Raw genomic sequence first — 21,133 nt, 5'->3', positions numbered from 1 at the left:
TTGATCCAATTCTTTTGTCGAAATACCTGGTTTTATGTGTTTCTTCAGCTCTTCATGAGTCAGTGCGACAATGCGTCCAGCTTCTCTCATAATCTCAAGCTCGCGAGGAGTTTTACAGATAATCATTTATTTAATCCCCCAAGCAGGTCCTTGATATCAGCGTAAACATCGTTAATGTGCTTCGCACCATCAATGTTTGCAAGATATCCTTTTTCTGAATAGAAATTCAGTAAAGGTTCAGTCTGCTTTAAGTTCACTTCAAGTCTTGTCGAAACGGTTTCTGCATTATCATCTGCACGTTGATAAAGCTCGCCTCCACACTTGTCACAAACATTTTCTTTCGCAGGTGGATTAAATACTAAATGATATGTTGCTCCGCAATCTTTGCAAATTCTTCGGCCAGTCAGACGCTCCATCAAAGCATCTTTATCGACTTTAATATTAATGACATAATCAATCGTTCTGCCAAGGTCCTTTAGAATGTCTTCTAAAGCTTCAGCCTGAGCGACAGTTCGCGGAAATCCGTCCAGAAGAAAACCTTGTTCACAATCATTCTTGCCAAGTCTTTCTCTAACAATACCGATTGTGACCTCATCAGGAACAAGCTCTCCTTTATCGATAAAGGATTTTGCTTCGAGTCCAAGTTGTGTCTCCTCTTTCATAGCAGCACGGAACATATCTCCTGTTGAGATATGAGGGATCCCATAATCATCAACAATTCGTTCTGCCTGAGTGCCTTTACCAGCACCCGGAAGCCCCATTAAGACTAAGTTCATTTCGGATTTCCCCTTCCTTACTTAGAGAGGTTGGGCAGGAGCCCAGCCCTCTGTTTTATTTCATAAATCCACGGTAGTTTCGTTTCACTAATTGGCTTTCAAGCTGTTTCATTGTTTCAAGTGCAACACCTACAACAATGAGAAGACTTGTGCCGCCAATTTGTGCAGCGGAAGGTAATCCAGCGAATTGAATGAAAAAGATAGGAAGTATTGAAATCACGGCTAAGAAAATGGCGCCCACAAACGTGAGTCGGTACAAAATGCTCGTAATTCTATCTTGAGTCATTTTCCCTGGACGAACTCCCGGGATATAGCCACCCTGCTTTTGCAGATTTTCAGCCATTTGTTCAGGGTTTACTTGGACAAAGGCATAAAAATATGTGAAAGCAACAATCAGTGCTACATAAATCGTCATACCGATTGGCTTAGTATAGTCAAAGTTGTTAGTTATCCAGGTTGTCACATTATTTGTTCCGAAGAACGATGCGATCGTCTGCGGAGTAATAATGAACGAAACGGCAAAGATGACTGGAATCACCCCTGCTGGATTCACTTTCAATGGAAGGTGCGTTGCTTGACTAGCAGACATTTGTGCACGGCCAGTTCCTTTTGAATATTGAATCGCAATCTTTCTCACTGCCATTTGAATGTAAATAACACCGATAACAATGACAAGAATAGCAATCACAATAAGGGCAATTTTCAGGATTTGCATGAACAGCTGTCCATCTCCACCTACAAATTGCTGAGCGTACACTTGCTTTAATGTTTGAGGGATACCTGCGATGATACCGGCAAAGATAATAATCGAAATACCGTTACCAACACCGTGAGCAGTAATCTGCTCTCCCAGCCACATTAAAAATGCTGTTCCCGCAGTGAGTACGACCGCAATTAAGAGATACGTTGAAACACCTGGGTTTTCAATCAGCATGCCTCCTGCCATATTGTTAAATCCATATGACATTCCTAACGCCTGGATAAATCCTAGAACAATTGTAAAATACCTTGTGAATTGTGCTAATTTTCGGCGGCCAACCTCTCCTTGCTTTGACCACTCAGTAAACTTCGGTACAACATCCATCTGCAAGAGCTGGATGATGATCGAAGCAGTGATATACGGCATAATCCCCATTGCAAGAATGGAGAATTGGAAAAGTGCCCCGCCCCCAAACGTGTTGAGGATTCCGAAAACACTCATTTGATCCTGTGCCTGGAGAACTTCGGCGTTCACATTAGGCACAGGGATGAAAGCACCTATACGAAAGACGACTAACATTAAAAGTGTAAATATAATCTTATTCCGTATATCTTTCACGCGCATAAAATTGGAGATTGTCTTAAACAAGTTAGATCACCTCGGCTGTACCGCCAGCAGCTTCAATCGCTTCTTTAGCAGAAGCAGAGAATTTATTGGCTTTTACAGTTAATTTTTTTTCTAATTTACCGTTGCCAAGAATTTTTACTCCTGCTTTTAACTTGCTTATTGCACCAGTCTCTAGAAGAAGTTCAGGAGTGACTTCCGTTCCTTCGTCAAAACTGTTTAATCTGTCTAAGTTGATTACCGCGTAATCTTTACGGTTGATGTTTGTAAAACCACGTTTTGGAAGGCGTTGGAATAAAGGCATTTGACCACCTTCGAATCCAGGGCGTACACCGCCGCCAGAACGAGCGTTTTGACCTTTATGACCTTTACCAGAAGTTTTACCGTTACCTGATCCAATACCACGACCAACACGGTTGCGTACTTTACGTGAACCTTCTGAAGGCTTCAATTCATGAAGTTTCATTTGGGCACCTCCTTATCGATTAAAAATGTTTTATTGTTCTTTAACAGAAACTAAATGAGACACCTTGTTAATCATGCCGCGGATCGCTGCATTGTCTTCATGTACGACTGTTTGGTTTGTTTTCTTTAGACCAAGAGTACGAACAGTGACACGCTGATCTTCTGGGCGACCGATTACACTGCGTTTGAGGGTAATTTCTAATTTATTTGCCATTATTGTTCCCTCCTTATCCTAACAGGTCTTCTACAGATTTTCCACGAAGCTTCGCTACATCTTCAGCACGTTTAAGTTCACTTAAACCTTGAAGTGTTGCGCGGATCATGTTGATCGGTGTATTAGAACCTAGAGATTTAGAAAGGATATCAGCTAGACCAGCAAGCTCAAGTACCGCACGCACTGGGCCTCCAGCGATAACTCCTGTACCTTCTGAAGCAGGCTTCAATAGAACGTTTCCTGCACCGAATCGACCGATGATTTCATGTGGAATTGTAGTTCCAACCATTGGTACTTCAATTAAATTCTTTTTCGCGTCTTCAACAGCTTTGCGGATCGCTTCTGGTACTTCTTGCGCTTTACCAGTACCGAATCCTACATGACCGTTTTTGTCACCGACAACAACTAAAGCTGCAAAACGGAAACGACGTCCACCTTTAACAACTTTCGCTACCCGGTTAACCGTAACTAAGCGTTCTTCTAACTCTAATTTGCTTGGGTCAATACGACTCATTCGGATGTGTCCCTCCTTCTTTTATTAAAATTTAAGTCCAGCCTCACGAGCAGCTTCAGCTAGAGCTTTTACACGTCCATGATATAAGTATCCTCCGCGGTCAAATACCACGTTAGAGATGCCTTTTTCAACAGCACGTTTTGCAACAAGTTCGCCAACTTTAGTAGCAGCTGCAGCGTCAGAACTATTCTCGATCTTTAACTCTTTATCAAGAGTAGAAGCACTTACAAGTGTTACACCGTTAACATCATCAATTACTTGAGCGTAGATGTTCTTGTTAGAACGGAAAACGTTAAGGCGAGGTCTTTCAGCAGTACCTGAAAGTTTCGCACGAACACGAGCGTGTCTTTTAAGACGAGTAGCGTTTTTGCTAGTTTTCGTAATCATCCGAGTCACTCCTTTCTTCACATTAAGCGATCTTACTTACCAGTTTTTCCTTCTTTACGGCGAACGAATTCACCTTCGTAACGAATTCCTTTACCTTTGTAAGGCTCTGGAGCACGGACAGCGCGGATGTTAGAAGCTAGAGCTCCTACACGCTCTTTATCGATACCTTTAACGATTACTTTCGTTTGAGATGGAACTTCTACTTCAACTCCAGCCTCAGGAACGATTTCAACTGGGTGAGAGTATCCAACGTTAAGAACAAGTTTGTTTCCAGATTTAGCTGCACGGTAACCGACACCGATTAGTTCTAAACCTCTTTCGAAACCTTTAGATACACCTTCAACCATGTTTGCAATTAAGCTACGTGTTGTACCATGTAATGCACGGTGTTCTTTATTTTCAGACGGACGGCTTACAGTTAAGACGTTGTCCTCAATTTTAATTTCCATATCAGGGTGAAATGCACGAGTTAGTTCACCTTTTGGTCCCTTTACTGTCACTGTGTTATCGTTGTTTGTCACAGTTACTCCTGAAGGGATCTCGATTAGCTTTTTACCTATACGAGACATACCAAGCACCTCCATTCATCTTAAACTTTTTTTACCATACGTAAGCAAGTACTTCTCCACCAGCTTGTTTAGCACGGGCTTCTTTGTCCGATAAAACACCTTGTGATGTAGAAATAATTGCGATTCCAAGTCCGTTAAGTACACGTGGTACTTCATTTGATTTCGCATATACGCGTAAACCAGGTTTACTGATTCTTTTAAGACCAGTGATAACACGTTCGTTGTTTTGGCCGTATTTAAGGAACAAACGGATAATTCCTTGTTTGCTGTCTTCGACGTACTCAACGTCACGGATAAAACCTTCACGCTTTAAGATTTCAGCAATTTCTCTTTTGATTTTTGAAGCCGGTACTTCTAGCTTCTCATGACGTACCATGTTCGCATTGCGAATACGAGTCAGCAAATCTGCAATCGGATCTGTCATAACCATTATTTAATAACCTCCTTCCCATTTATGGGGATTACCAGCTGGCTTTTTTAACGCCAGGAATTTGTCCTTTATATGCAAGTTCGCGGAAACAAATACGGCAAAGTTTAAACTTGCGAATTACTGAATGTGGACGTCCACAACGTTCGCAGCGCGTATACTCTTGAACTTTAAACTTTTGTTTGCGTTGTTGTTTCGCAATCATAGACTTTTTAGCCACGATTTCGCCTCCCTTTCATTGATTATTTCTGGAACGGCATACCTACTTGAGTTAATAACTCACGTGCTTCTTCGTCCGTGTTGGCAGTCGTAACGATAACGATATCCATACCGCGGACTTTTGTTACTTTATCGTAATCAATTTCTGGGAAGATTAACTGTTCTTTAATACCAAGCGTGTAGTTTCCACGACCGTCGAAAGATTTCTTAGAAATCCCGCGGAAGTCACGTACACGTGGTAAAGATACAGAAATAAGTTTATCAAGGAAATCGTACATGCGCTCTCCGCGAAGTGTTACTTTCGCACCGATTGGCATTCCTTCACGTAGACGGAATCCAGCAATAGACTTCTTCGCACGAGTAACGACAGGTTTTTGACCAGCGATAAACGTTAATTCTTCAACAGCAGTATCGATTGCTTTAGCGTTTTGAACGGCGTCACCAACACCCATGTTGATCACGATTTTTTCGATTTTTGGCACTTGCATTACTGATTTGTATTCAAACTTAGAAACTAATGCAGGTGTAATTTCTTTTACATACTTTTCTTTAAGGCGGTTCATGAGAAAGACCTCCCTTCCTTATTTACTATTTATCTAGAACTTGCCCAGATTTTTTCGCTACACGGACTTTCTTTCCGTCCTCAACTTTATATCCAATACGTGTCACTTCACCCGTTTTAGGATCAAGCGGCATTACGTTTGATACGTGGATCGGCGCTTCTTGTTCAGAAATTCCGCCTTGAGGGTTAGCTTGGGTTGGTTTAGAGTGTTTTTTCACAAGGTTAATACCTTCTACTAAAACACGGTCCTTTTTAGGGAAAGCAGCAAGGATGACACCTTGTTTACCTTTATCCTTACCAGAGATAACCACTACTTTATCGCCCTTTTTAACATGCATTTAATCGCACCTCCTTGAGTCGCGGATTGTATTCATTAAAGTACTTCTGGTGCTAAAGAAACAATTTTCATATAGTTATTTTCACGAAGTTCACGTGCTACTGGTCCGAAGATACGAGTTCCACGTGGGCTCTTGTCGTCACGGATGATGACACATGCATTTTCATCAAAACTGATGTAAGATCCATCGTTTCTGCGAGCTCCGCTCTTAGTACGAACGATAACTGCTTTCACAACTTCACCTTTTTTGACAACGCCTCCTGGTGTTGCTTGTTTAACCGTACAAACAATGACATCACCGATGTTAGCCGTTTTACGTCCAGAGCCACCAAGAACTTTAATCGTTAGTACTTCGCGTGCGCCAGAGTTGTCAGCTACTTTTAAACGAGTCTCCTGTTGAATCATTAATGTTACCTCCCTTCGGAAAAAGAAATCCGAACTTTATTAGATAATAACAGCTTCTTCGACAACTTCAACTAGACGAAAGCGTTTAGTCGCAGATAATGGACGAGTTTCCATGACCTTTACGATGTCTCCGATTTTTGCTTGGTTGTTTTCATCATGTGCTTTGAACTTTTTAGAGTATCTTACACGTTTGCCATAAAGTGAATGCTTTTTGTATGTTTCAACTACAACAGTGATGGTTTTATCCATTTTGTCAGAAACAACACGACCTTGATACACTTTACGTTGGTTACGTTCGCTCATGTTTGCGGGGCCTCCCCTCTAATTATTATTTATTAGCAGCGATTTCTCTTTGACGAATCACAGTTTTCATGCGTGCGATTGATTTACGCACTTCACGAATGCGAGCAGTGTTTTCAAGCTGCCCAGTCGCTAATTGGAAACGAAGATTGAAAAGTTCTTCTTTAAGAGACTTTACTTTTTGTTCAATTTCAGCAGTGGTAAGGTCACGAATTTCATTAGCTTTCATTTGATTCACCACCAATTTCTTCACGTTTTACGAACTTCGTTTTAATTGGCAATTTGTGAGATGCAAGACGAAGAGCTTCACGAGCAACTTCTTCAGACACACCAGAAATTTCAAATAAAACTTTGCCCGGTTTTACTACAGCTACCCAGCCTTCTGGAGCACCTTTACCGGAACCCATGCGGACCTCTAGAGGTTTAGCTGTGTATGGCTTAGAAGGGAAAATTTTGATCCAAACTTTACCGCCACGTTTCATGTAACGAGTCATAGCAATACGAGCAGCTTCGATTTGACGGTTAGTGATCCAAGAAGCTTCAAGAGCTTGGATACCGAACTCACCGAAATGTACTTCAGTACCGCCTTTTGCACGACCACGCATTTTTCCACGATGTTCTCTGCGATACTTCACGCGTTTTGGCAATAACATATTATTTTCCTCCTTCCGCAGTATTCTTCTTAGTTGGAAGGACTTCTCCACGATAGATCCATACTTTTACGCCAAGCTTACCATAAGTAGTATCAGCTTCAGCAGTAGCATAATCGATGTCAGCACGAAGTGTGTGCAATGGAACAGTACCTTCACTGTAATATTCAGAACGAGCAATATCTGCACCGCCAAGACGACCAGAAACCATTGTTTTGATTCCTTGTGCTCCAGCACGCATTGTGCGTTGGATTGTTTGTTTTTGTGCACGACGGAATGAAATACGATTTTCAAGTTGACGAGCGATGTTTTCAGCAACTAGCTGAGCATCAAGATCTGCTCTCTTGATTTCAAGAATGTTGATGTGTACACGTTTGCCAGTTAGGCTGTTAAGAGCTTTACGAAGTGCTTCAACTTCAGATCCGCCTTTACCAATTACCATACCTGGTTTAGCCGTGTGGATTGTGATATTTACGCGGTTTGCAGCACGTTCGATTTCTACTTTAGAAACAGACGCGTCAGACAAACGCTTGCTGATGAATTCACGGATTTTCAAGTCTTCATGTAAGAAGTCAGCGTAATCTTTTCCTGCGAACCATTTAGATTCCCAATCACGAATGACGCCAATACGAAGACCTACTGGATTTACCTTTTGACCCACGGATTATCCCTCCTTCTTTTCTGATACAACGATTGTAATGTGGCTAGTACGTTTGTTAATTGCGCTCGCACGACCCATAGCACGTGGACGGAATCTCTTAAGTGTTGGACCTTCGTCAACGAATGCTTGAGTAATCACTAGGCTGTTAGCGTCCAACTCGTAGTTGTGCTCAGCATTTGCGATAGCAGATTTTAATACTTTTTCAATAATTGGTGAAGCAGCCTTAGGTGTAAGGTTTAAGATAGAAACTGCTTCTCCTACTTGCTTACCTCGGATCAGGTCCATTACTAGACGTGCTTTACGAGGAGCAATACGGACTGTTCTTGCGACAGCTTTAGCTTGCATTTAAAAGCCTCCTCTCATTAGCGTCTTGTTTTTTTATCGTCACTAGCATGACCTTTGTAAGTACGGCTTGGTGCGAATTCGCCCAATTTGTGACCTACCATATCTTCAGAAATGAAAACAGGTACATGTTTGCGTCCGTCATAGACAGCGATTGTGTGACCGATGAATTGTGGGAAAATTGTAGAACGACGAGACCAAGTTTTTACGACTTGCTTTTTGTCAGTTTCATTCAATTTCTCGACTTTAGCCATCAAATGATCATCAACAAATGGTCCTTTTTTTAAGCTGCGAGCCATTGTGGAACCTCCCTTCGTGATTGAACTACGGTCCTAAATGAACCGTAGACAACCCCGTTACTTGTTTTTACGACGACGTACAATGAATTTATCAGACTTGTTGGTTTTCTTACGAGTCTTGAATCCAAGAGTCGGTTTACCCCATGGAGACATTGGTGATTTACGTCCGATTGGAGCGCGTCCTTCACCACCGCCGTGTGGGTGATCGTTAGGGTTCATTACAGAACCACGAACTGTTGGGCGTACGCCTTTCCAGCGAGAACGTCCAGCTTTACCGATGTTGATTAGTTCGTGTTGTTCGTTTCCAACTTGACCGATAGTCGCACGGCAAGCAGAAAGGATCATGCGTACTTCACCAGAGTTCAAACGTACAAGAACGTATTTACCTTCTTTACCTAGAACTTGAGCAGAAGTACCAGCAGAACGAACTAATTGTCCACCTTTACCTGGTTTTAATTCAATGTTATGCACAACTGTACCAACTGGGATGTTGATAAGTGGAAGAGCATTACCTGGTTTGATGTCAGCTTCTGGTCCAGAAGTAACTTCAGTACCAACTTGGATTCCTTTCGGAGCAAGAATGTAACGTTTCTCACCATCTGCATAGTTTACAAGAGCGATGTTCGCTGAACGGTTTGGATCATACTCGATTGTAGCAACGCGTCCAGGTATACCGTCTTTATCACGCTTAAAGTCGATGATACGGTATTGACGTTTGTGACCGCCACCTTGATGACGAACAGTCAATCTACCTTGGTTGTTACGTCCGCCTTTTCTGTGAAGCGGTGCAAGCAACGATTTTTCTGGTTTGTCAGTCGTGATTTCAGCAAAATCTGAAGTAGTCATGCCACGACGACCATTACTGGTTGGTTTATACTTTTTAATCGCCATTTTGAATTTCCCTCCTTCTTTTTAAGATTTACGCTTCAAAAATTTCGATTTCTTTGCTGTCAGCAGTTAATTTCACGATCGCTTTTCTGCGACGGCTAGTCATACCAGTGTAGCGTCCAACGCGTTTTGATTTACCTTTGTAGTTTTGAACGTTGACTTTCTCAACTTTCACTCCAAAGATTTCTTCAACAGCGTCTTTCACTTCTGTCTTGTTAGCTCTGACATCAACTTCGAACGTATACTTCTTCTCTGTCATTAGATCAGCAGAACGTTCAGTAATGATAGGGCGCTTTAGAACATCACGAGGATCTTTCATTATGCAAGTCCCTCCTCTACTTTTTCAACCGCTGCTTTAGTGATCAGAAGTTTGTCGTGGTTGACAACGTCAAGAACGTTGATACCGTTAGCTTCAACAACTGTTACTCCAGGGATGTTACGAGCAGATAAAGCAACTGTTTCGTTTGCATCCGCAGTGACGATCAACGCTTTCTTCTCAACAGATAACCCTTTAAGGATGCCTGCGAATTCTTTCGTTTTCACTGCATCAAGAGTAAGATCTTCAAGAACGATGATGTTGTTGTCGATTACTTTAGAAGACAATACTGACTTGATAGCCAAGCGGCGAACTTTTTTAGGTAATTTATAAGAATAGCTGCGTGGTGTTGGACCGAATACGATACCGCCTCCGCGCCATTGTGGTGAACGGATAGAACCTTGACGAGCACGACCTGTACCCTTCTGTCTCCAAGGTTTACGACCTCCGCCACGTACTTCAGAACGAGTTTTTACTTTGTGAGTTCCTTGACGTAAGGAAGCTCTTTGCATAAGAATAGCATCGAATACTACGCTTTCGTTTGGCTCAATTCCAAACACAGAAGCGTTTAATTCGATTTCACCGTTAGTAGAACCGTTTTGGTTAAATAATGCTACTTTTGGCATGACTTGTTTCCTCCTTTCCTAAGAGAGTTATTTAGTTTTAACTGCACTCTTTACAGTTACTAGAGATTTTTTAGCTCCTGGTACGTTACCTTTGATCAAAAGAAGATTGCGTTCTGCATCAACTTTAACGATCTCAAGATTTTGGACAGTGATTTGCTCTCCGCCCATACGTCCTGGAAGAAGTTTACCTTTGAATACTCGGTTTGGATCAACAGGTCCCATTGAACCAGGACGACGGTGGTAACGTGAACCGTGAGTCATTGGTCCGCGTGATTGTCCGTGGCGTTTGATAGCCCCTTGGAATCCTTTACCTTTTGATGTTCCTGTTACATCTACGATATCTCCATTTGCGAAAATATCAACTTTGACTTCCTGACCAACTTCATACGCATCTAACTCCACACCGCGTAATTCTTTTACGAAGCGCTTAGGAGCAGTTTCCGCCTTAGCAACGTGGCCTTTCTCTGGTTTGTTAGAAAGCTTCTCACGTTTGTCGTCAAAACCGATTTGGATTGCTTCATAGCCATCCGTGTCAGTAGTCTTCTTCTGAAGAACAACGTTAGCAGCAGCCTCAACAACAGTTACAGGGATAAGATCACCGTTTTCTGCGAATACTTGCGTCATACCAATTTTTCTACCTAAGATTCCTTTGGTCATTCGTCACACCTCCTATAATATGTGTTTTCTATTTGAATTAAAGTTTGATTTCGATATCTACACCGGATGGTAAATCTAAACGCATAAGTGCATCAACTGTTTGCGGAGTTGGATTCACGATGTCGATTAGACGTTTGTGAGTACGCATCTCGAATTGCTCACGAGAATCTTTGTACTTATGCACCGCACGAAGGATTGTGTAAACTGATTTTTCAGTTGGAAGCGGAATTGGACCAGATACACTAGCACCAGAACGCTTAGCCGTTTCAACAATCTTCTCAGCAGATTGATCAAGAATTCTATGATCATATGCTTTTAAACGAATACGAATTTTTTGTTTTGCCATTATTTTCCCTCCTTTTCGCCTACTTACGTTAGACAGTTCTCCGTGAGAAAAACCTGATCACCTTGCCATGGCAAAGCGGCCGGGTGTGTCAGCAACCTCTCACTTCATCGCAGTCAAAGACCAACATGCACTATTGTACCAAATTGGCCTGCGTGTTGCAATAATAAATCGGATAAATTTATGATTTGCACACTTTTCATATTATACAGGGGTTCAGCCTATAAATCAAGCTTTCCCTGAAGATGATGTGTAGCTGTCTTCCTGACGATACGAATAAATTCTTCTGGCTCTTCAATATGCGGAGAATGCGCAGATTTTTTAAAAGTAAACCACTCTTTTATTGGTGCTGTAAGTTGATCAACATATGGTTTTGATACAGCAGCTGGTGTAATCATGTCATGTTCCCCGATGATAAAGTAGCAGGGTATTAATATAGAAGAAACTCGGTATTGAATGCTTTCGTTCATCAGCTCGTCCCACAGCAAATCCTGGCTATACTTCTGTCCCATAAGGAATTTCCACTTATCTTTTAGCTGATAATGCTTACTAACGAGAAATGCATACAGCATTTGAAAAATGGGCTTCCACCTATGCGTGAGCCCTACTTTTGCGAACTCTTTATATAGTGAGAATAAAGCATGAGCAGAGGTGCGTTTCCAAGGGGGTGGTGTCAGCAATCTTAGACATCTAGTGAAGAAATGCTTGCCTTGATATTTTTTTAGAAGAAGTTCGTACGATACAATATCCTCTTTTAATACATCAACCACCTGACTAATTCCATAATAGGCATGATACAAATCTGGGCGTTTATGTACAGCTTGTATGGCGATTAATGATCCCCATGAATAACCTGCAATGTATATTTTCGCTTGATCAGTATAGGAAAGTAGTTTTTCTGTAAGCTCAATCGTATCCTCTATGAATTGCCCAATGGTCATAGAAGACTCAGGAATGTTTTTTTGATAAGACAGTCCTGCACCACGCTGGTCCCAATGAACAACAGTGAAGTCTTGATCAAGTTCCTTATGAAAGGAATCGATATAACTCATTTGAGCTGAGCCTGGGCCACCGTGTAAAAATAATAAAACAGGTTTTGTTTTTTTCGCTTGATCTTCTTTTATCATAATCCATTGATCAAGCCCGCCAATCAGCCACTTTTTCAACATTGTCATCGCCATTCCAGTGATCCTCTCGGTTCCATTTAGATTCTATAGCTTATAGTAGCCGTTATGCACTGGAAAAGCAAAAAAAGAGACCCTTTTGCAAGGAGTCTCTTTTAACAGTTATTACTTAATGATAGTAGAAACGACGCCAGAACCTACAGTACGTCCACCCTCACGGATAGAGAAACGAGTTCCTTCTTCGATAGCGATAGTAGAGATAAGTTCAACTTCCATCTCAGTGTTATCGCCAGGCATTACCATTTCAGTACCTTCTGGAAGATGTACGATACCAGTTACGTCAGTTGTACGGAAGTAGAACTGCGGACGGTAGTTAGTGAAGAATGGAGTATGACGTCCACCCTCTTCTTTAGAAAGTACATAAACTTCAGCTTTGAAACGGCTATGTGGAGTGATTGTACCTGGTTTAGCAAGTACTTGACCACGTTGGATATCTTCACGAGATACACCACGAAGTAGTGCACCGATGTTGTCACCAGCTTCAGCATAGTCAAGAAGTTTACGGAACATTTCAACACCTGTAACAGTTGTTTTACCGTTTTCTTCTTGAAGACCGATGATTTCAACTTCGTCACCGACTTTAACTTGTCCACGCTCAACACGACCAGTAGCAACTGTTCCACGACCAGTGATTGAGAATACGTCCTCAACTGGCATCATGAATGGCTTCTCAGTGTCACGCTCTGGAGTTGGGATGTACTCATCAACCGCATCCATAAGTTCGAAGATTTTTGCTTCGTAATCAGCATCACCTTCAAGAGCTTTAAGAGCAGAACCTTTGATAACTGGTACATCGTCACCAGGGAAGTCATAGTCAGAAAGAAGGTCACGAACTTCCATTTCAACAAGTTCAAGTAACTCTTCATCGTCAACCATGTCACATTTGTTAAGGAATACTACGATGTAAGGAACACCTACGTTACGAGAAAGTAGGATGTGCTCACGTGTTTGTGGCATTGGACCATCAGCAGCAGATACTACTAAGATCGCGCCGTCCATTTGAGCAGCACCAGTGATCATGTTTTTAACATAGTCAGCGTGTCCTGGGCAGTCTACGTGTGCATAGTGACGAGTTTCAGTTTCATACTCAACGTGTGCAGTTGAGATTGTGATTCCACGCTCGCGCTCTTCTGGAGCACCATCGATTTGGTCATAAGCCATAGCTGTACCTTTACCAGATTTCTTATGAAGAACTGTTGAGATAGCAGCAGTTAGAGTTGTTTTACCATGGTCAACGTGTCCAATTGTACCAATGTTAGCATGCGATTTGGAACGGTCGAATTTTTCTTTAGCCATTCTAAAAATCCTCCTTAAAGGTTCATTGTATTTGGTATGAGTGATAGAAAGTGAAGAGTTACCTCTCACTTTCTGATCTTCAATAGTAGTTATACTTTAGTTTAAAGGCAAAATCAATTATTCACCTTTATTTTTTTTGATGATTTCTTCACTGATGCTCTTAGGCACTTCTTCGTAGTGATCCATGTGCATAGTGAAAGTACCGCGTCCTTGTGTGTTAGAACGGAGTGCAGTTGCATATCCGAACATTTCAGAAAGTGGAACCATAGCGCGAACAACTTGAGCGTTACCGCGAGCTTCCATACCTTCTACACGTCCACGACGAGATGTGATATCACCCATGATGTCTCCCATGTATTCTTCTGGGATAACGACTTCTACTTTCATCATTGGCTCAAGTAGAACTGGGTTACATTTGCTGACAGCATTTTTCAATGCCATAGATGCAGCAATTTTAAACGCCATTTCGTTAGAGTCAACATCGTGGTAAGATCCATCGAATAATTTTGCTTTGATGTCGATTAATGGGAATCCAGCTAATACACCATTTTCTAGTGAATCTTCAAGACCTGCTTGAATTGCTGGAATGTATTCACGTGGAACAACCCCACCGACGATTGCATTTGTGAATTCGAAGCCTGCGCCTTCTTCGTTTGGTTCGAATTCGATCCAAACGTGTCCGAACTGACCGCGTCCACCAGACTGACGTACGAATTTACCTTCAACTTTTGCACTAGAACGGAATGTTTCACGGTACGCAACTTGAGGAGCTCCTACGTTAGCTTCAACCTTGAACTCACGCTTCATACGGTCAACAATGATATCAAGGTGAAGCTCACCCATACCAGAGATGATCGTTTGACCAGTTTCAGTGTTTGTTTGTGTACGGAATGTTGGATCCTCTTCAGCTAGTTTAGCTAAAGCGATACCCATTTTATCTTGGTCAGCCTTAGATTTAGGCTCGATTGCTACATCGATAACTGGCTCTGGGAATTCCATAGACTCAAGGATAACAAGATTTTTCTCGTCACAAAGAGTATCACCAGTAGATGTATCTTTAAGACCAACAGCTGCTGCGATATCCCCTGCATATACAGTAGAGATTTCTTCACGGCTGTTTGCGTGCATTTGAAGGATACGTCCAACACGCTCACGCTTGTTCTTAGAAGAGTTCTTCACGTAAGAACCAGAATCAAGTGTTCCAGAGTATACGCGGAAGAAAGTTAGTTTCCCAACATAAGGGTCAGTCATAACTTTAAATGCAAGAGCTGCGAATGGTGCGTCATCAGTAGACTCACGTACAACCTCTTCATTTGTATCTGGCAATGTACCTTTGATTGCAGCAACATCAGTTGGTGCAGGAAGGTAGTCAAGCACAGCGTCAAGTACAAGCTGAACACCTTTGTTTTTGAAAGCAGATCCAACAAGAACTGGGTAGAATTCAACATTCAAAGTTCCTTTACGGATTGCAGCTTTCAATTCAGGAATTGTGATTTCTTCACCCTCAAGGTATTTTTCCATAAGCTCTTCATCAAGCTCAGCGACAGCTTCAATTAAGCTGCTGCGAAGCTCTTCAGCTTTGTCTTTATACTCAGCAGGGATTTCTTGTGCATCAGAGCGAGTTCCAAGGTCATCTTCGTAGAAGTATGCTACGTTTTCTACAAGGTCGATGATTCCTTCGAATTGATCTTCAGCGCCGATCGGCAATTGAATTGCATGAGCGTTCGCTTGAAGACGATCTCTTAATGTGCTTACAGAGTAAAGGAAGTCCGCACCGGTTTTATCCATTTTGTTAACGAATACGATACGAGGTACTCCGTAAGTTGTTGCTTGGCGCCAAACTGTTTCAGTTTGAGGCTCTACACCTGATTGTGCATCAAGAACAGCAACCGCACCATCAAGTACACGCAAAGAACGTTCAACTTCAACAGTGAAGTCTACGTGTCCTGGTGTATCAATGATGTTTACACGGTAACCTTTCCATTGTGCTGTAGTAGCAGCAGAAGTGATTGTAATACCACGTTCTTGCTCCTGCTCCATCCAGTCCATTTGTGAAGCTCCTTCGTGAGTTTCACCAATTTTATGGATACGACCAGTGTAGTACAAGATACGCTCAGTCGTTGTCGTTTTACCGGCATCGATGTGAGCCATGATACCAATATTACGAGTTTTGTCTAAGGAGAACTCTCTTGCCATTGGGTAATTTCTCCTTCCTTATTAGGGAATAGTTTTTTTAGTTTGGTATAAATCCTACCAGCGGTAGTGAGCGAATGCTTTGTTCGCTTCTGCCATTTTGTGTGTATCTTCACGTTTCTTAACAGCAGCACCAGTGTTGTTAGCTGCGTCAAGGATTTCGTTAGCAAGACGCTCTTCCATCGTTTTTTCTCCACGAAGACGAGCGTAGTTTACTAACCAGCGAAGACCTAAAGTCGTACGACGGTCTGGGCGAACTTCTACAGGAACTTGGTAGTTAGCTCCACCTACACGACGTGCTTTAACTTCAAGAACTGGCATGATGTTTTTCAAGGCTTGTTCGAAAACCTCCATCGCTTCATTACCAGTACGTTCTTTGATGATATCAAATGACTTGTAGAGAATAGTTTGTGACTTTCCTCTTTTACCGTCGATCATCATTTTGTTGATCAAACGAGATACAAGTTTAGAATTGTAAATTGGATCTGGCAAAACGTCTCTTTTTGCTACAGGACCTTTACGTGGCATCTGAATAGCCTCCCTTCTCTTTTAAAAGGATTTCTATCTGTCTTTCATCTCAATTTCATCGTCAGCTGCCTGACTCCACTGATCTGAACTCAACTTCTAAAAACCCTTATGTTTGTTTATATTATTTGCTTTGTTTAGGGCGTTTTGTTCCGTATTTAGAACGTCCTTGCATACGACCGTCAACTCCGGCAGTATCAAGCGCACCACGAACGATGTGGTAACGTACACCCGGTAAGTCTTTTACACGGCCGCCACGGATAAGTACTACACTGTGCTCTTGTAGGTTATGTCCGATACCAGGAATGTAAGCTGTTACCTCAATCAGGTTAGACAAACGTACACGAGCATATTTACGTAGTGCTGAGTTTGGTTTTTTCGGTGTCATTGTACCGACACGAGTACAAACCCCGCGCTTCTGTGGAGATGTTACGTTAGTGTGCTCTTTTTTGAAACTGTTGTATCCTTTGTTAAGTGCAGGAGACTTTGAGTTTTCAACTTTACTCACGCGTCCTTTGCGTATTAGCTGATTAATTGTAGGCATGTTGTTATTCCTCCCTTCATTACTTTTTTTATAACCCACATACCCAGGTGGTTCATCAAAAGGCAAAAAACAATGCTTTTGCATTTTAAGCATGCAAAAACAAAACAAGTACGCTATAACATAATGGCAACAGCTGCTGCCCCAACTTCAATTCCGCAGGCCTTGCCGAGCTTTTTCATGGAATCTACCACTAAAATGTCTACACCCTTCTCTTGCGCTAGTTTCATTACACTAGCGGTTAAAGCAGGATCAGCATCTTTCGCTACGACGATTTCCTTCACTGAATCTCGTTTCAGAGCTTTTACTGTTTGCTTCGTACCAATAATAATGGATTGAGCCTGTGATACTTTATCATAAGACATCGAATATCCTCCAAAGTAACAGGTTTTATTTTGAGCACCTTGGTTATATTATCATCATGGCAGAAGGATGTCAATATCGTTTGACAGATTATCTTGACATCCTTCACCATTTTTTGATGATTTTTATAGAAATCTTAAGAGAAAGATTACTCTACAGGAACCATATCGTCAGACGGCTGCACTTGTGAAACCGGCTTAACTTTACGGTAGTTTGGCATTCCAGTTCCAGCAGGAACAAGTTTACCGATGATGACATTCTCTTTCAAGCCAAGCAGTTCATCACGTTTTCCTTTGATCGCCGCATCTGTTAGGACACGAGTCGTTTCTTGGAAGGATGCTGCAGACAAGAATGAGTCTGTTTCAAGCGATGCTTTTGTAATACCAAGAAGAACTGGACGGCCTGTTGCAGGACGTTTGCCTTCGAATAGTACTTTTTTGTTCGCTTCTGTGAATTGGTGTACATCAAGAAGTGTGCCTGGTAATACATCTGTATCCCCTGCATCAGCGACACGCACTTTACGAAGCATTTGGCGAACCATTACTTCTACGTGCTTATCTCCGATTTCTACCCCTTGCATACGGTATACTTTTTGTACTTCATGAAGCAGATATTCTTGAACAGCTGTCATATCAGTCACTTTAAGAAGTTCTTTCGGATCGATTGAACCTTCTGTCAGTACTTGACCACGAGTGACTTTGTCACCTTCAACAACTTTCAGACGTGCATTGTAAGGAGCTGTGTAAGAGCGAGTTTCAACTTCGCCTTGAACCACAATTTCCTGCTGCTTGTCACGAACATCGTTAATTTCAGCAACGACACCATCAATTTCAGAAATGGTTGCCTGCCCTTTCGGATTACGCGCTTCAAATAACTCTTGGATACGAGGTAAACCTTGAGTGATATCGTCTCCTGCTACCCCACCGGTGTGGAACGTACGCATTGTAAGCTGTGTTCCTGGCTCACCGATCGATTGTGCAGCGATGATTCCAACTGCTTCACCGACTTCAACGTCAGTACCAGTTGCAAGGTTACGGCCGTAGCATCGTTTACATACACCATGAGGCGTGTTACATGTAAATGCAGAACGGATCCATACTTCCTCGATTCCTGCTTCAACCACTTCAAGTGCTTTATCTTCATCAATTAGTTCGTTTTCGCCAACAATGACTTCGCCCGTTTCAGGATGAACAATTGGTTTTCTTGCAAAACGTCCGATCAGACGTTCTTCAAGTTTCTCAATAATTTCATTTCCTTCTTTAATGGACTTCGCCAAGATTCCACGGTCTGTACCGCAATCTGTTTCACGGATAATAACATCCTGTGCAACGTCAACGAGACGACGCGTGAGGTAACCTGAGTCAGCTGTTTTAAGAGCTGTATCGGCAAGACCTTTACGCGCTCCGTGAGTGGAAATAAAGTATTCCAATACTGTTAAACCTTCACGGAAACTAGATTTAATCGGAAGTTCGATGATACGTCCAGCCGGGTTGGCCATCAGACCACGCATACCAGCCAGCTGAGTGAAGTTAGATGCGTTACCACGCGCTCCAGAGTCACTCATCATGTAGATAGGGTTGACTTCATCAAGGGACTTCATCAGTTTACCTTGGATGACATCTTTAGAAGAACTCCAGATTGAAATGACTCTCTCATAACGCTCTTCTTCTGTAATCAAACCACGTCTGAATTGCTTCATGACGTTATCTACTTTTGCTTGCGCTTCTTCGAGGATCTTCTGTTTATCATCTAATACGACGATATCAGACACCCCAACCGTAATACCCGCTTTAGTAGAGTATTTGAAACCAAGATTTTTCATGCGGTCAAGCATTTTAGATGTCTCAGTGATATGGAATCTCTTAAAGATTTCAGCAATGATTTTACCTAAAATACCTTTTTTGAACGGCGCATTGATTTCTTGTTTCTCGATCGCAGCTTTGACATCCTCACCTTTTTCAAGGAAGAAACGATCAGGCGTTTTTTCTTCAATATTGCTCTTAGTCGGTTCATTCATGTATGGGAATGATTCCGGTAAGATTTCGTTAAAGATTAGTTTTCCAACTGTTGTAATCAACAATTTAGAACGCTGTTCATCAGTGAATGTAACGTTCTTCAACGAGCTAGCTGCAACAGCTACACGTGTATGAAGATGTACATACCCATTTTGATAAGCAAGAAGGGCTTCATCCGTATCTTTGAAGACCATACCTTCTCCGATAGCACCTTTACGCTCAAGTGTAAGGTAATAGTTACCAAGCACCATATCCTGAGATGGCGTAACAACAGGTTTTCCATCTTTCGGGTTCAAAATGTTTTGAGCAGCAAGCATTAAGATACGAGCTTCAGCTTGAGCTTCAGCAGATAATGGTACGTGAACCGCCATTTGGTCACCATCAAAGTCAGCGTTGTAGGCAGTACATACAAGTGGATGCAGACGAATTGCGCGTCCTTCCACAAGTGTAGGTTCAAACGCTTGAATACCAAGTCTGTGAAGAGTTGGTGCACGGTTTAGTAAAACTGGATGCTCACGAATTACTGATTCTAAAACATCCCAAACTTCCGGCTGCACGCGCTCAATCTTACGTTTCGCGCTCTTAATGTTGTGAGCTAATCCTTTTTCAACAAGCTCCTTCATCACGAATGGTTTGAATAGTTCAAGAGCCATTTCTTTCGGAAGTCCACACTGATACATTTTCAAATGTGGTCCAACGACGATAACGGAACGTCCAGAATAGTCAACACGTTTACCAAGCAAGTTTTGACGGAAACGTCCTTGTTTCCCTTTCAGCATGTGAGAAAGAGATTTCAATGGTCTATTTCCTGGTCCTGTTACTGGTCGGCCTCTACGTCCATTATCAATCAAGGCATCGACAGCTTCTTGAAGCATACGCTTCTCGTTCTGAACGATGATGCTTGGCGCGCCAAGATCTAATAAACGTTTCAGACGATTGTTACGGTTGATGACACGACGATAAAGGTCGTTCAAGTCAGAAGTAGCAAAACGTCCGCCATCAAGCTGAACCATTGGACGTAATTCTGGTGGAATAACCGGAAGTACATCAAGGATCATCCAAGACGGTTTGTTTCCTGAGTTACGGAAAGCTTCCAACACTTCAAGGCGTTTGATCGCACGTGTACGACGCTGTCCTTGAGCTGTTTTTAGCTCTTCTTTGAGTGTATCTACTTCTTTCACAAGATCGATATCTTGAAGAAGTTTGTTAATTGCTTCTGCACCCATAGCTGCTTGGAAGGTGTTACCGTATTTATCTAAATAAGCACGGAATTCTTTCTCAGAAAGAAGTTGTTTCTTCTCAAGCGGTGTGTTGCCCGGATCAGTCACGACGTAAGAAGCGAAGTAAATCACTTCTTCTAACGCACGTGGTGACATATCTAGAACAAGACCCATACGGCTTGGGATACCTTTGAAATACCAAATGTGGGAAACTGGGGCAGCCAGTTCGATATGCCCCATTCTCTCACGACGGACTTTTGCCCGTGTTACTTCTACACCACAACGGTCACATACAACACCCTTATAACGAACGCGTTTATACTTTCCACAATGACATTCCCAGTCTTTTTGCGGTCCGAAGATACGTTCACAAAAGAGACCATCTTTTTCCGGTTTCAGTGTACGATAGTTAATCGTTTCAGGCTTTTTCACTTCACCAAAAGACCAAGAACGGATTTTATCAGGTGATGCGAGACCGATGTTCATATACTCAAAATTGTTCACATCTAGCAAGG

At 42.2% G+C, this 21,133-nt stretch carries 30 protein-coding genes and 1 pseudogene; all 31 read right to left on the bottom strand.

From position 1 onward, the window contains the following. Positions 1 to 126: pseudogene (locus N521_RS19575) on the bottom strand (type I methionyl aminopeptidase); the annotation flags it as partial. After that, the gene (locus tag N521_RS12700; protein ID WP_007496336.1) at positions 123 to 776 is read right to left on the bottom strand and encodes an adenylate kinase; all 654 of its coding nucleotides are present in this window, start codon (positions 774 to 776) and stop codon (positions 123 to 125) included. The pseudogene N521_RS19575 and the gene N521_RS12700, both read right to left, overlap by 4 nt. Before the next feature lie 55 nt (positions 777 to 831). Next, positions 832 to 2,124 carry a preprotein translocase subunit SecY gene (gene secY / locus N521_RS12695; RefSeq protein ID WP_007496334.1) on the bottom strand — a complete coding sequence of 431 codons (1,293 nt, stop codon included), beginning with the start codon at positions 2,122 to 2,124 and terminating at the stop codon, positions 832 to 834. Between the two features lies 1 nt (position 2,125). Continuing rightward, a complete protein-coding gene (gene rplO / locus N521_RS12690) occupies positions 2,126 to 2,566 on the bottom strand; it encodes a 50S ribosomal protein L15 (protein ID WP_003216888.1) in 441 nt (146 codons plus the stop codon). A 30-nt stretch (positions 2,567 to 2,596) separates the two neighbouring features. Then, positions 2,597 to 2,779, bottom strand: a complete 183-nt coding sequence (gene rpmD, locus N521_RS12685) for a 50S ribosomal protein L30 (RefSeq protein WP_003217067.1) — start codon at positions 2,777 to 2,779, stop codon at positions 2,597 to 2,599. 13 nt (positions 2,780 to 2,792) lie between these two features. Next, positions 2,793 to 3,293 carry a 30S ribosomal protein S5 gene (gene rpsE, locus N521_RS12680; protein ID WP_007496332.1) on the bottom strand — a complete coding sequence of 167 codons (501 nt, stop codon included), beginning with the start codon at positions 3,291 to 3,293 and terminating at the stop codon, positions 2,793 to 2,795. Positions 3,294 to 3,317: 24 nt separating this feature from the next. Then, complete coding sequence (gene rplR, locus N521_RS12675; RefSeq protein ID WP_003216951.1) at positions 3,318 to 3,680, bottom strand: 50S ribosomal protein L18; 363 nt, start codon at positions 3,678 to 3,680, stop codon at positions 3,318 to 3,320. 32 nt (positions 3,681 to 3,712) lie between these two features. Continuing rightward, positions 3,713 to 4,249 carry a 50S ribosomal protein L6 gene (gene rplF, locus N521_RS12670; protein ID WP_008345395.1) on the bottom strand — a complete coding sequence of 179 codons (537 nt, stop codon included), beginning with the start codon at positions 4,247 to 4,249 and terminating at the stop codon, positions 3,713 to 3,715. Between the two features lie 31 nt (positions 4,250 to 4,280). Then, positions 4,281 to 4,679, bottom strand: coding sequence for a 30S ribosomal protein S8 (gene rpsH, locus N521_RS12665; protein WP_007496327.1), 399 nt, complete (start codon positions 4,677 to 4,679; stop codon positions 4,281 to 4,283). A gap of 31 nt (positions 4,680 to 4,710) precedes the next feature. Beyond that, positions 4,711 to 4,896 (bottom strand): 30S ribosomal protein S14, encoded by a 186-nt coding sequence (gene rpsN / locus N521_RS12660; protein WP_008356542.1) that lies wholly within the window; start codon positions 4,894 to 4,896, stop codon positions 4,711 to 4,713. Positions 4,897 to 4,918: 22 nt separating this feature from the next. Next, complete coding sequence (rplE, locus tag N521_RS12655; protein WP_003217159.1) at positions 4,919 to 5,458, bottom strand: 50S ribosomal protein L5; 540 nt, start codon at positions 5,456 to 5,458, stop codon at positions 4,919 to 4,921. A gap of 25 nt (positions 5,459 to 5,483) precedes the next feature. Continuing rightward, entirely contained in the window at positions 5,484 to 5,795 is a 312-nt protein-coding gene (gene rplX, locus N521_RS12650) for a 50S ribosomal protein L24 (RefSeq protein WP_007496325.1), read from the bottom strand. A gap of 35 nt (positions 5,796 to 5,830) precedes the next feature. Then, on the bottom strand, positions 5,831 to 6,199 hold the full coding sequence (gene rplN, locus N521_RS12645; RefSeq protein WP_003216882.1) for a 50S ribosomal protein L14: 369 nt from the start codon (positions 6,197 to 6,199) through the stop codon (positions 5,831 to 5,833). Positions 6,200 to 6,238: 39 nt separating this feature from the next. Next, the gene (rpsQ, locus tag N521_RS12640) at positions 6,239 to 6,502 is read right to left on the bottom strand and encodes a 30S ribosomal protein S17 (protein ID WP_003216906.1); all 264 of its coding nucleotides are present in this window, start codon (positions 6,500 to 6,502) and stop codon (positions 6,239 to 6,241) included. Positions 6,503 to 6,527: 25 nt separating this feature from the next. After that, on the bottom strand, positions 6,528 to 6,728 hold the full coding sequence (gene rpmC / locus N521_RS12635) for a 50S ribosomal protein L29 (RefSeq protein WP_003217155.1): 201 nt from the start codon (positions 6,726 to 6,728) through the stop codon (positions 6,528 to 6,530). Continuing rightward, positions 6,718 to 7,152 (bottom strand): 50S ribosomal protein L16, encoded by a 435-nt coding sequence (rplP, locus tag N521_RS12630; RefSeq protein ID WP_003225801.1) that lies wholly within the window; start codon positions 7,150 to 7,152, stop codon positions 6,718 to 6,720. The genes rpmC and rplP overlap by 11 nt, the downstream gene beginning before the upstream one ends. Before the next feature lies 1 nt (position 7,153). Beyond that, positions 7,154 to 7,810 (bottom strand): 30S ribosomal protein S3, encoded by a 657-nt coding sequence (gene rpsC / locus N521_RS12625; protein ID WP_003217241.1) that lies wholly within the window; start codon positions 7,808 to 7,810, stop codon positions 7,154 to 7,156. A 3-nt stretch (positions 7,811 to 7,813) separates the two neighbouring features. Further along, on the bottom strand, positions 7,814 to 8,155 hold the full coding sequence (gene rplV / locus N521_RS12620; protein WP_007496316.1) for a 50S ribosomal protein L22: 342 nt from the start codon (positions 8,153 to 8,155) through the stop codon (positions 7,814 to 7,816). A gap of 17 nt (positions 8,156 to 8,172) precedes the next feature. Further along, positions 8,173 to 8,451 (bottom strand): 30S ribosomal protein S19, encoded by a 279-nt coding sequence (gene rpsS, locus N521_RS12615; RefSeq protein WP_003216920.1) that lies wholly within the window; start codon positions 8,449 to 8,451, stop codon positions 8,173 to 8,175. Between the two features lie 57 nt (positions 8,452 to 8,508). Then, positions 8,509 to 9,342, bottom strand: coding sequence for a 50S ribosomal protein L2 (rplB, locus tag N521_RS12610; RefSeq protein WP_007496314.1), 834 nt, complete (start codon positions 9,340 to 9,342; stop codon positions 8,509 to 8,511). Positions 9,343 to 9,370: 28 nt separating this feature from the next. Then, entirely contained in the window at positions 9,371 to 9,658 is a 288-nt protein-coding gene (rplW, locus tag N521_RS12605; protein ID WP_003217016.1) for a 50S ribosomal protein L23, read from the bottom strand. Continuing rightward, complete coding sequence (rplD, locus tag N521_RS12600; RefSeq protein WP_007496312.1) at positions 9,658 to 10,281, bottom strand: 50S ribosomal protein L4; 624 nt, start codon at positions 10,279 to 10,281, stop codon at positions 9,658 to 9,660. The genes rplW and rplD overlap by 1 nt, the downstream gene beginning before the upstream one ends. Positions 10,282 to 10,308: 27 nt before the next feature. Next, positions 10,309 to 10,938: a 50S ribosomal protein L3 gene (gene rplC / locus N521_RS12595; protein WP_007496311.1), complete on the bottom strand. Its 630-nt coding sequence runs from the start codon at positions 10,936 to 10,938 to the stop codon at positions 10,309 to 10,311. Between the two features lie 37 nt (positions 10,939 to 10,975). Continuing rightward, positions 10,976 to 11,284 (bottom strand): 30S ribosomal protein S10, encoded by a 309-nt coding sequence (rpsJ, locus tag N521_RS12590; RefSeq protein ID WP_003156464.1) that lies wholly within the window; start codon positions 11,282 to 11,284, stop codon positions 10,976 to 10,978. Positions 11,285 to 11,502: 218 nt separating this feature from the next. Next, on the bottom strand, positions 11,503 to 12,462 hold the full coding sequence (locus tag N521_RS12585) for an alpha/beta fold hydrolase (protein ID WP_035391587.1): 960 nt from the start codon (positions 12,460 to 12,462) through the stop codon (positions 11,503 to 11,505). 108 nt (positions 12,463 to 12,570) lie between these two features. Beyond that, the gene (tuf, locus tag N521_RS12580; RefSeq protein ID WP_007496302.1) at positions 12,571 to 13,761 is read right to left on the bottom strand and encodes an elongation factor Tu; all 1,191 of its coding nucleotides are present in this window, start codon (positions 13,759 to 13,761) and stop codon (positions 12,571 to 12,573) included. A gap of 117 nt (positions 13,762 to 13,878) precedes the next feature. Beyond that, the gene (gene fusA / locus N521_RS12575; protein WP_007496301.1) at positions 13,879 to 15,957 is read right to left on the bottom strand and encodes an elongation factor G; all 2,079 of its coding nucleotides are present in this window, start codon (positions 15,955 to 15,957) and stop codon (positions 13,879 to 13,881) included. Between the two features lie 54 nt (positions 15,958 to 16,011). Then, positions 16,012 to 16,482, bottom strand: a complete 471-nt coding sequence (rpsG, locus tag N521_RS12570) for a 30S ribosomal protein S7 (RefSeq protein WP_003216884.1) — start codon at positions 16,480 to 16,482, stop codon at positions 16,012 to 16,014. A gap of 121 nt (positions 16,483 to 16,603) precedes the next feature. Further along, complete coding sequence (gene rpsL, locus N521_RS12565; protein WP_003216962.1) at positions 16,604 to 17,023, bottom strand: 30S ribosomal protein S12; 420 nt, start codon at positions 17,021 to 17,023, stop codon at positions 16,604 to 16,606. A 113-nt stretch (positions 17,024 to 17,136) separates the two neighbouring features. Beyond that, a complete protein-coding gene (locus tag N521_RS12560) occupies positions 17,137 to 17,385 on the bottom strand; it encodes a 50S ribosomal protein L7ae-like protein (protein WP_008345416.1) in 249 nt (82 codons plus the stop codon). A 146-nt stretch (positions 17,386 to 17,531) separates the two neighbouring features. After that, positions 17,532 to 21,131, bottom strand: a complete 3,600-nt coding sequence (rpoC, locus tag N521_RS12555; protein WP_035391584.1) for a DNA-directed RNA polymerase subunit beta' — start codon at positions 21,129 to 21,131, stop codon at positions 17,532 to 17,534. Positions 21,132 to 21,133 lie beyond the last annotated feature (2 nt).

It is taken from the genome of Bacillus sp. UNC125MFCrub1.1 (assembly GCF_000701305.1).
In the GTDB taxonomy this organism is placed as follows: Bacteria; Bacillota; Bacilli; order Bacillales; family Bacillaceae; genus Bacillus; species Bacillus altitudinis.
This window is presented reverse-complemented; position numbering and strand designations above follow the sequence as displayed.